Annotated in this window: 8 protein-coding genes; all 8 read left to right on the top strand. The window is 31.6% G+C overall.

The annotated features are described in order from the left end of the window. The first annotated feature begins 359 nt into the window (after positions 1–359). The 8 genes from COL3_RS17525 to COL3_RS17560 all read left to right on the top strand — a co-directional run bounded on the left by COL3_RS17525 (position 360) and on the right by COL3_RS17560 (position 11,590). Positions 360–1,964, top strand: a complete 1,605-nt coding sequence (locus COL3_RS17525) for an FGGY-family carbohydrate kinase (protein WP_008428715.1) — start codon at positions 360–362, stop codon at positions 1,962–1,964. A 530-nt stretch (positions 1,965–2,494) separates the two neighbouring features. Then, entirely contained in the window at positions 2,495–2,767 is a 273-nt protein-coding gene (locus COL3_RS17530) for a hypothetical protein (protein WP_008428714.1), read from the top strand. 201 nt (positions 2,768–2,968) lie between these two features. Beyond that, a complete protein-coding gene (gene chvE / locus COL3_RS17535; RefSeq protein WP_008428711.1) occupies positions 2,969–4,102 on the top strand; it encodes a multiple monosaccharide ABC transporter substrate-binding protein in 1,134 nt (377 codons plus the stop codon). A gap of 66 nt (positions 4,103–4,168) precedes the next feature. Continuing rightward, complete coding sequence (gene mmsA, locus COL3_RS17540; protein ID WP_008428709.1) at positions 4,169–5,704, top strand: multiple monosaccharide ABC transporter ATP-binding protein; 1,536 nt, start codon at positions 4,169–4,171, stop codon at positions 5,702–5,704. Between the two features lie 12 nt (positions 5,705–5,716). Beyond that, the gene (mmsB, locus tag COL3_RS17545) at positions 5,717–6,913 is read left to right on the top strand and encodes a multiple monosaccharide ABC transporter permease (protein ID WP_008428707.1); all 1,197 of its coding nucleotides are present in this window, start codon (positions 5,717–5,719) and stop codon (positions 6,911–6,913) included. A gap of 489 nt (positions 6,914–7,402) precedes the next feature. Beyond that, positions 7,403–7,720, top strand: a complete 318-nt coding sequence (locus COL3_RS17550; protein WP_008428705.1) for a metalloregulator ArsR/SmtB family transcription factor — start codon at positions 7,403–7,405, stop codon at positions 7,718–7,720. A gap of 118 nt (positions 7,721–7,838) precedes the next feature. Next, positions 7,839–10,190, top strand: coding sequence for a YhgE/Pip domain-containing protein (locus tag COL3_RS17555; protein ID WP_008428703.1), 2,352 nt, complete (start codon positions 7,839–7,841; stop codon positions 10,188–10,190). A gap of 248 nt (positions 10,191–10,438) precedes the next feature. Continuing rightward, positions 10,439–11,590 carry a methyl-accepting chemotaxis protein gene (locus tag COL3_RS17560; RefSeq protein WP_008428700.1) on the top strand — a complete coding sequence of 384 codons (1,152 nt, stop codon included), beginning with the start codon at positions 10,439–10,441 and terminating at the stop codon, positions 11,588–11,590. The last annotated feature ends 145 nt before the right edge of the window (positions 11,591–11,735 follow it).

The following is an 11,735-nucleotide window of genomic DNA, read 5'->3' on the forward strand; positions in this document are numbered from 1 at the left end:
TGGATTTACAGTAGAAAATGTAGTAGAAAAAGCAGTTAAAGTTGTAGGAAAGTAATCTAAATAAAATATACTAGTAAATATAGCGAAGCGGATAAAATTAATGATTTAAATTAAGAAAAAGTGTGCACATATAAAAAGAGCAGCTATGCTGCAATTCGGAACTTTATTAGTTAAACAAGATTGTATTAAAAATGTGTGAAATAGGAAAAAGTGTGTATAATAATAAAATAGCATAATTATGAAGGCAAGTTTTGCATTTAGAAAATCATTTGCATGGCTTGCTTTCATTAAAAAATAGGTTAATTTATTATATAGTAAGTAAACGATTAAGAAATAATAGATATATATGGAGGTTTTTTATGAGCGTAGATATAAATAATGTAAAAGATGCCATTGCAAATGGCAGGACAGTACTTGGTATTGAACTAGGTTCAACAAGAATTAAAGCAGTTTTAATTGATGAGAATAATACACCGATTGCTTCAGGCAGTCATGATTGGGAAAACAAATATATTAATAATATTTGGACTTACAGTTTAGAAGATATATGGACTGGGGTTCAAGACAGTTATGCGAAGATGGCTGAGGATGCTAAAGAAAAATATGGAGTTACTATTGAAACAATAGGCGCGATTGGATTCAGTGCTATGATGCATGGATATATGGCTTTTAATAAAGATGGAGAGCTTTTAGTACCATTCCGTACGTGGCGTAACACTATTACTGAAAAAGCTTCAGAGGAATTGACAAAATTGTTTAACTACCATATTCCTCAAAGGTGGAGTATTGCCCATCTTTACCAAGCAATATTAAACGGTGAAGAGCATGTAACTGATATATCATTCCAAACAACTTTAGAAGGATATATACATTGGAAATTGACAGGTGAAAAGGTTATAGGTGTTGGTGAAGCATCAGGAATGTTCCCTATTGATATAGATGCAAAGAATTATAATGCACGTATGATTGAGCAGTTCGATGAATTAGTCGCTTCTAAGAATTTTTCATGGAAACTTGGAGATATTTTACCAAAGGTATTGTTAGCTGGAGAAAACGCTGGTGCACTTACAGAAGAAGGTGCAAAACTTTTAGATGTTACAGGACAATTAAAACCAGGTATCCCATTCTGTCCTCCAGAAGGTGATGCAGGAACAGGAATGGTTGCAACTAATAGTATTGCAAAGCGTACTGGTAATGTATCAGCAGGAACATCTGTCTTTGCAATGATCGTACTTGAAAAAGACTTATCAAAAGCATATGAAGAAATAGACCTAGTTACAACTCCTACTGGTAACCTAGTAGCGATGGTTCACTGTAATAATTGTACTTCGGACCTTAATGCTTGGGTTGGATTATTTAAGGAATTTTCAGAGGCATTTGGTATAGAGGTTGATATGAATAAGTTATTTGCAACTTTATATAATAAGGCACTTGAAGGAGATTCAGATTGTGGCGGCTTATTAGCTTATAATTACTTCTCAGGTGAGCATATAACAGGTTTTGAAGAAGGACGTCCGCTATTTGTACGTACACCAGAAAGCAAGTTCAATTTAGCTAACTTCATGCGTGTACATTTATTTACATCACTAGGTGCACTAAAAACAGGTTTAGACCTTCTTCTTAAAGAGGAAGGAGTTAAGGTTGACGAAATGTTAGGGCACGGAGGTTTATTTAAAACTAAGGGTGTAGGACAAAAAATTATGGCAGCAGCTATAGATGCGCCAGTTTCTGTTATGGAAACAGCAGGAGAAGGTGGAGCTTGGGGGATTGCCGTACTTGCATCTTATATGATAAACAAAGCTGAAAATGAAACTTTAGATGATTATCTTACAAATAAAGTATTTGCAGGGCAAATTGGCACAAAGATAAATCCAGATCCTAAGGATGTTGAAGGATTTAATGAATTTATTGAACGTTATGCTAAAGGTCTTGCTATCGAAAGAGCAGCAGTGGATAACTTTTAGGTAGATAGTGTACCCAAGAAGATTGAGTCCGATAAAAAGGACTCAATTTTAGTATTTATTTTCTATGAATAATGATATTATAATGGTTTTAATTAATATAAATACAAATTAACTATAGATGTATGCACAATTATGATATAATGTAACAATATTGTACATACAATATAAAAAAAAAAAGCGAAAAACTATTGATATTATCATGAAAACGATATATAATAAAAACATGAAGTACGTACAACAAATTAACAAGTGCTATCTTCTAAAATTATAATACATAAAGAGTTTAAATGATGTTTATAAGATGCCAATTAAAAAACAAGTTATTACTTAATTTGTACAAGCAAACTAGATATACAAAGAAGGGGTGATGGGAGGCAGCAGTAAGAAAGAAGAATGTTGTTGTACTTACAAGATATATATCATAGAGCATATATAGGAAGATGTATCTTCCATGATATATATTCAAATTATATGAATGATATCAATTAAATATTAAACAATAATATTTACTAGGATAAGGGAGGAATTTTATGAACGAAAAGCACATTACTTTATGTAACAAATTAGTATATTATTTTGTAGCTCCTTGCTTATTGTTATATTTCATTTCCATTGATTCTGGAATAATTACTTGTTCTTTTAGTGTACTAGCTGTGTTTGGATTAGCCATTTTGCTAGGGGTAGGAATACCAGCTATTTATAAAAAGAGAAATCCGGATTATAAATTTAATATTAGTAGTAAATATGCTAATGCTATGGCTATATTAGTTATTCTTGAGCTAACTTATAATATGTCAAAATAAATAAGAATATGATTGAATTTAATGAAAACGTATTGTTGAGTTTGGATTTTCTGTGATAAGTATATACACAAAGTTATATTGTCTTTAGTAATTTAGAATATTAACTTTTAATCGAATTTAATTTATCAGAAGCGATAATTATTTAGTAGGTTAAAAGAAAATATAAATTTATTAAATGGGAAGTTGAAGGGAGAAAATATTATGAAGAAAAAATTAATGGCAATGTTATTATCAATGGCATTATTAGGTTCCATAGGTGGATGTAGTGTATCAACTAGTGCTCCAGGTGGAGATTCAGATGCTACTAAAACAGAGTCACAAGCAAAAACTGATGGGGGTAGTGGAAAAACAATTGGTATTTTAATGCCAACTAAATCTTCAGAACGTTGGATAAATGATGGAAATGCTATGGTAAAACAGTTAAAAGACCTTGGATACAATACGGATCTTCAATACGCAGAAGACGTTGTAGAAACTCAAGTATCACAAGCTGAAAACCTAATTACAAAAGGTGTTAGCGGTTTAGTAATTGCAAATATCGATGGTGAATCTTTAACTGATGTTTGTCAAAAAGCTAAAGATGCAGGAATTCCTGTTATAGCTTATGACCGTCTAATTAAAAATACTGCAAATGTAGATTATTATATCTCTTTTGATAATAAGCTTGTAGGAAATCAAATGGGTCAATATATCGAAAAGAAATTAGATCTTAAAAATGCACAAAAATCATTTAACATAGAATTATTTGCTGGGTCTCCAGATGATAATAATGCTCATATGTTCTTTGAAGGTGCAATGGAAGTACTTCAACCTTATATAGATTCTAAAAAGTTAAATGTAGTTTCAGGTCAAACTAAATTTGATGAAATCTGTACATTAAGATGGGATGGAGCTTTAGCACAATCAAGAATGGAAAATATATTAACTGCTAACTACTCAGGTGGTAAAAAAGTTGATGCTGTATTATCTCCATATGATGGTATAAGCCGTGGTATTGTAGAGGCATTAAGAAGTGTTGGATATGGTTCAGGGGATCTTCCATGGCCAGTAATTACAGGTCAAGATGCAGAAACAGCTTCTGTTAAATCAATAATTGCTGGTGAGCAAACATCAACAATCTTTAAAGATACAAGAAAATTATCAGCTCAAGCTGTTAAAACAATTGATGCAGTTCTTAAAGGTCAAAAACCTGAAGTTAATGATGAGAAAACTTACAACAATGGAGTAAAAGTTGTACCAGCTTACTTATGTCAACCTGTACCTGTAGATAAATCAAACTACAAGGAAGTTTTAGTTGACTCAGGATATATAAAAGAAGCAGATCTTTCTAAATAAGACAAATTACAGTGATGATAGTGGACATGTTGTCCGCTATCATTCAAATAAGGAGGGGCGTGACGTATGTTTAAAGACAATGACATTATTCTTGAAATGATAAATATAACGAAGACATTTCCTGGTGTAAAAGCATTAAATAATGTTAATTTAAGAGTGCAAGCAGGAGAAATTCATTCTCTTTGTGGAGAAAATGGAGCAGGTAAATCTACATTAATGAAGGTATTAAGTGGAATATATCCTCATGGAACATATGAAGGTGCGATTTTATATAATGGAAAAGCATGTAAATATAAAGGTATAAAAGATAGTGAAGCTGATGGAATAGTTATTATACATCAAGAATTAGCTTTAAGTCCATATCTTAGCATAGGTGAAAATATATTTATAGGAAATGAAATTGCTAGTCATGGAGTAATCGATTGGCAAGAGGTAAAAATTAGAACTAAAGAATTACTTAAAAAAGTTGGATTAGATGAAGATCCAGACACTATTGTTAACACACTTGGTGTTGGTAAACAACAATTAATTGAAATTGCAAAGGCATTATCAAAGAACGTAAAATTATTAATTCTAGATGAACCGACTGCCTCATTAAATGAGGATGATAGTGAGAATTTATTAAAATTAATGTTAGAACTGAAATCACAAGGAATTACATGTATTTTGATTTCGCATAAATTAAATGAGGTTTCAAGAGTATGTGACTCTATAACAGTATTACGTGATGGAGCTACTATTGAAACACTAGATGCCTCAGGAGGACAAATCTCAGAGGATAGAATTGTAAAAGGGATGGTTGGTCGTGAACTTACAGATCGTTATCCAAAAAGAACTCCTAAAATTGGAGATGTAATGTTTGAAGTAAAGGATTGGAATGTATATCATCCAGATTATCCAGATAGAAAAATGGTTGATAATGTAAATATAAAAGTTAGAAAAGGCGAAGTTCTTGGAATTGCTGGACTTATGGGTGCAGGAAGAACTGAACTTGCAATGAGCATTTTTGGTAGAACATATGGACAAAAAATTTCTGGTACACTTTTAAAAGAAGGTAAAGAAATTAATATTAAAACAGTTAAAGATGCAATTAATGAAGGTATTGCTTATGTAACTGAAGATAGAAAAGAAGCAGGCTTAAACCTAATTGATGATATTCGACATAATATTTCAATAGCTTCATTAGGCAAAATTTCTAAAAATGGTGTTATTAATGAACAAGTTGAGATTTTAGCAGCAGAAGAATTCAGAAAATCAATGAAGATAAAAACTCCAAGCATATTACAGCTTACAGGAAACTTAAGTGGTGGTAATCAACAAAAAGTAATATTATCAAGATGGGTTTATGCAGAACCAGATTTACTAATTCTTGATGAACCTACTAGAGGAATTGACGTAGGAGCAAAATATGAAATATATACAATTATAAATGATTTGGTAGCTCAAGGAAAAGCTGTTATTGTAATTTCATCTGAATTACCAGAAGTTCTTGGATTAAGTGATAGAGTTTATATCATGAATGAAGGGAAGATTATAGGAGAACTAGATAAGGAAGAAGCAACTCAAGAAGTTATCATGAGTAAAATTGTTGCGTCAAAATAGGGAGGTAGTAAAATGAGTGAAGCAAAAGTTGAAGAAAAAAAGGTTGCAAAAAGTGCATTTAGTAAATTTATGAAAGACAATGGTATGCTTGTTGCATTATTGGTAGTAGTAGTTATATTTTCAATATTAACTAAAGGGGTTATGTTAAAACCGCTTAATATAACAAATTTAATTCAGCAAAATGGTTATGAACTTATTCTTGCAGTAGGAATGCTTTTAGTAGTTATTGTAGGTACTGTTGATCTTGCAGTTGGTTCAGTCTGTGCTTTTCTTGGAGCAATAGCTGGTGTTCTTATGGTTAATAAAGGAATGAATTCAGTTGTATCTGTTATTATAACACTTTTAATTGGTGTAGCAGTTGGAGCAATACAAGGATATTGGATTTCATATAGAGCAATTCCAGGATTTGTTGTAACATTAGCAGGACAATTAATCTTTAGAGGGTTTGCAATGATAATACTAAATGGTAAGACAATTGCACCATTCCCAAATGAATTCGCAAATTTAGGATCTGGTTTTATACCACCACTATTTTATCTAAAAGTGGGCAGTGTAGATTTAGTTGGATCATCAATAATCGCTGGTGTTGTATTTTCACTCGCACTAATATTATTTAATATACAAGGTAGAAAGAAACTTCAAAAATATAATTTTAAAGTTGAAAGTCAAACAATGTTTCTTGCTAAAAATATAATATGTGTTGCAATAATAATGGCAGCAACTTTTATATTAGGATCTTATAAAGGAATACCTAATATACTAATAATCGCAGGAGTATTAATAGCAATTTACTCATTTATTACTAATAAAACAGTGTTTGGTAGACAAGTGTATGCAGTTGGAGGTAATAGGAAAGCAGCAGCTTTATCAGGTGTAAATGTTGAGAAGATTACATTCATAGTATTTGTAAATATGGGATTAATGGCAGCATTAGCTGGACTTGCTTATGCAGCTCGTGTTAACTCAGCACAACCTAAAGCGGGTATTAACTTTGAATTAGATGCTTTAGCAGCGTGTTACATAGGTGGAGCATCTACAGCAGGTGGTACTGGAAGAATCTTAGGAGCTGTTGTTGGTGGACTTGTAATGGGAGTACTTAATAATGGTATGTCTTTACTAGGAGTTGATAATAACTGGCAACAAGCTATTAAAGGATTTGTATTATTATTCGCTGTAGTATTTGATTTATACTCAAAGAAAAAGAAATAACTCATAGTTTAGTCATTACTGGTCACATACATTTATAAGCTAAGAGTAAAATTAAAACATAATATTTTGAGTGATATTAATAAGGTAATGGTATCACAAGATTACTTAAAGATTAATATGTAAATGATTAATATTAAAGGTAATAATAAATATCTTCTGAACTGAATTTTTTAATAAATATAGCGCATAATATAAGAAAAAGTTTGTTTAAACAATAAAATATAGTGTATGAAATAAGAAAAAGAACTGTATATGATTAAGGAGCTGTCGCTAATTGCGATAGCTCCTGTTTTTTAGATTTTTGGTATTAAAAATAAGGCTTTGGAGGTGATTATCTAAAGTGGAAGATAGATGCTAATAAAAAATATTAATATTTAAATGGTATGTTGTGTTTTGTATTCCAGTAATTCATCATTGAATAACTTTTATAATTTATCTACAATGTGTTTAAAAGATTAAACCATTAAACATGACTTGGAGGTGATTGCTTTGGATAGAGATGAAAAGGTGGAACTTGCACTAAAAGAATTTAAAGATTGTATACCTCTTTTAGGAGTACTAGCAGATGAGCATAGACAAAAGATAATAATGATTCTTGCAAAAAATAGAGATGGTATCAGTGTTAATACTATAACTGAAATGATGCCTCTTTCTAGACCGGCTATTTCTCACCATTTAAAGGTATTAAAGCAAGTGGGGTTAGTTAATATGAGGAAAGAAGGTACAGAAAATATTTATTATCTAACATCAAAACAAGTTATAGAAAAATTAAAGCATTTTGTAAATACGATTGAAGAGTTATATTAATTATAAAAGTTTTGGCCAATTGGTTTAAATGATTAAACATACAAGCGCATTAAGTGCAACATTAATAGTGAACCACATTTGATAAATTTACAAAAGATAGATAGAAGGAGATAAACAAATGAAAAGAAAGGATAAAAAACATAATAAAAAGTTTTTGGTTACAATATTAGCTGTTTCAATTGCAGCTGTAATATTTATACCAATGCTTTACTCGTCAATTTATTTAGGAGCATTTTGGGATCCATATAATAATTTAAGTAATGTACCTGTGGCCTTTGTAAATTTAGATAAGCCAGTTACAAAGGCTGGAAAGGAATATGCTGTAGGTAAAGAACTTGAAAATAAGCTTAAGGATAATGATAAAGTTGCATGGAAGTTTGTTAGCTTAGAAGAGGCACAAAAGGGAGTAAGTGGAACAGATTACTATGCGATGATAGAAATACCTGAAGATTTCTCGGAAAAAATTGCAGATTCTAAGGATGGAGAAATGAAAAATCCTGAGGTGATTTATGAAGCCAATAAGGGGAAAAATTTTATTTTTTCTCAAATCTCTGAAAAAGTTGCTGAGAGTTTAAAAACAGAGGTTAGTTCAAATATCCAAAAGGAAATATCTAAAGCATTAGTTGATAGCTTATATGATGTTAAAGTATCTATTAAGGATGCGGGTAATGGAGCAGACCAGCTTCAAGCTGGTACACAAAAACTTCTTGCCGGCAGCAGCAAATTGACAAATGGTTTAGGGCAAGCTGCTGATGGATCAGTTCAATTAACAAACGGATTAATGCAGGCTAATAATGGAACTGCAAGCCTAGAAAACGGAACACAAAAATTATTGGATGGAAGTATTAATTTATCTAATGGAATGAGCACAGCAGCAAATGGTACAAAGCAACTTCAATTAGGTTTAAATTCACTTAGTGAAGGGGAGAATCAGATTGCCAATGGTTCTGTAACATTAGTAAATGGATTAACTAGTTTTAAAAGTAGTTTAAATCAGCCTAATGACAAAATATCTGCCTTGGTAAAAGGGGCATCAGATATTAGCAGTAGTGCTGAACTAATTGAACAAGGTGCAGAAAAATTAGATAATAGTCTTTCTGGGCTTAATTCATTGGGGGATGGTGTAAAACAAGCAAGCGATGGTATAAGTCAAGCAAGCTCAGTATTCAATGAAGAACTGTCAAATATTGATAATTCTAATTTGAGTCAGGCTGATAAGGATAAGCTTAAAGCAGCAATATCAGTTGTTAATAAAGTTAATAATGCAAATATGAGTTCTAGCATTGAAGTACCATTAAGAGCAGCAGCTGATTCAGCGAAACCATTAGTCAGCAGTTTAAAGCAGTTAAAAGATGGCACAAAACAAGTTTCTGATGGTGTAGGACAGTTGTCCAGCAGTATAGCTGATAACCAAACAAAAGCAGCTTCTAGTTTAGATCAACTTATTAATGGGGCACTGTCAATACAAAATGGGAGCAAGAATATAATGACTGGACTTAACACAGTTACTCAAAAGAGCGGAGAACTCTGGAATGGGTTAAGCAGTCTTAGCAATGGTTCAATTTCACTAGAGGATGGATTAAAGAGTGTAAATGAGGGTACAGTTAGTTTAGCAAATGGTATTAATACTGCGGCTACAAAAACAGGTGAATTGTCAAATGGTTTAAAACAGCTAAGTGATGGTTCGAGTTCATTAAATAGCGGGTTAATGGATGCAAATAATGGAGTAAACAAATTGAGCAATGGATTAAATAGTGGTTATGATAAAATGAACGAAAACCTTAAATTTAATTCTGAAAATATGTCAGAGTTTGTATCAAATCCAGTAACGTTAAAAGATAATTCGATAAATGATGTTAAACATTACGGGGAAGGTCTTGCACCATATTTTATTTCTTTATCATTGTGGCTTGGAGCCATGTTTGTAAACTTAATATTATCAATTGCAAAATCATTAAAGCTAGTGGAAAATAGAGTCTTAAAGAGTTTCACTGGAAAATTGCTAGTAGGATCAGGTTTATCAGTTATTCAAGCTATGATTTTAAGTTTTGTACTTGTTAAAGGACTAAATATTGATGTAACAAGCGTAAGTAATTTTTATATAAGTAACATGTTTATAGCTGTTGTATTCTTCTGTGTAATGTATGGGTTATCGCATGCCATAGGAATTATTTCAGCACCAATTATGTTTATTGTATTTTTATTGCAGCTGTCATCTGCAGGAGGAACATTCCCAATAGAAACAGCACCAGAGTTTTATAGAGTTGTTGGAGAAGTTTTTCCTATGACTTATGCAATAAGCACATTGAGAATGATTATTTCTGGAACAAATTCCTCAGTACTTAATAATAACGTTAAAATAATGTTAACTTTTATTGGTGTATTTTTAGGTGGAGGAGTATTAATTAAATCTATATTTAGCCAAATGAAGAAGAAGAAACAAGATATAAACTTCTTGAAGACAGTGTAGAAAAATAAAATTTGAGTATGAGATTTAAGTACCATGGTCAGAAAAACTATGGTACTTAAATTTAACATAGCATTATCCATATTATGTTAAAATAAACTATTATGTGTAAAAAAAATTTGATATAATAAAATAGAAATAGGGAGAAGTTTGTCACTTTAAGATAAAAAGTTCCGAACTAAATCAAAGAATATTATATGATAAGTATTAATTATGGTATGGGAGTATAATTTAAGAAGGGGTTGTTTAATATGATTTCTATGAATGGCGTAGGGTACCTTAAGGCTATGTCTGAATTACAAGCAGACATGATATCAGGAGGAGTCATTTATCTAATTAGCGAAGAAGGTACAATTACCTGGAAGAAGCCATCGAAGGTTTTTGATTTAGATATATTTAGTGTTGGTCAAAAACTAGGCAGTAATAGTATAGCAGTTAAGGCATTAAGAGAAAAAAGAACATTAATAGAAAATGTCCCAAGATCACTCTATGGAATGAGGTTAAAAACTATAGCGGAACCACTAGTCAATGAAAATGGGGAGGCAGTTGGAGTATTTTCTATAGTTTTTCCTAGATTACATCCTGTTGCAAAGGCATTTGGTGACTTTGCACCAATATTAGTAGAGATGTTTCCAGAAGGTGCATTTATATATATGACTGATTTGCAAAAAGTTGCATATAGACAGACTTCTAAAAAATTTGATATGACATCTATGGAGACAGGGTATGAATTAAAAGATGATGATATTGCATTTAAAGCAATAAAATCTAAGCAAATTGTTACAATGGAAATCGATAGTTCAAAATATGGTGTACCAGTTTTAGCTACTAGTTACCCATTATTTGATGAAGATAATCCAAGTGAGGTGGTTGCAACCTTAGGATTAATTATACCGAAGGTAGTTGCAGCTAATTTAAAAGAAGCGTCAGAAAATCTTGAAAATGGTATTTCAGGAGTTGCATCTGCTATAGAAGAATTGGCAGCATCAGCATCTCAAATACATTTAAATGAGCAGGAACTAAATAAGGAAATTAAAGAAGTAATTAATATGTCTGAAGAGATTAATGAAATATCTTCCTTTATTAAAAAAATTGCAGATGAAACTAAAATGCTTGGTTTAAATGCAGCTATTGAAGCAGCCAGAGCAGGAGAAGCTGGTAAAGGATTTGGTGTTGTTGCAGGACAAATAAGGAAATTATCTGAGCAATCTAAGAGTACAGTACCACAAATTCAAAAATTAACTGATAGTATCAAAATTAAGGTTGAGGAAGCAAGTGAAATGAGCAAAAGTTCATTAGCTTCAAGCCAAGAACAAGCTGCTGCATCAGAGCAAATTACCGCAACTGTAGAAGAATTATCTGCAACGGCGGCCGAATTAAATAGAATAGCTAAAAAATTATAATAAAATAGGAAAGCCTTGCATTAAGGCACATGAAAATAAAAAACAAGTCCAAAGTTGTCATGAAATGTTCTGTATATGCAGCATAGCTACTTTTTACTAAGGTGTATATTTTTCATCAGGCAAGGAGGCAAGTTGCCCTCATAGC

Origin of the sequence: Clostridium sp. LS, assembly GCF_002760435.1 — a bacterium.
GTDB lineage: Bacteria > Bacillota > Clostridia > Clostridiales > Clostridiaceae > Clostridium.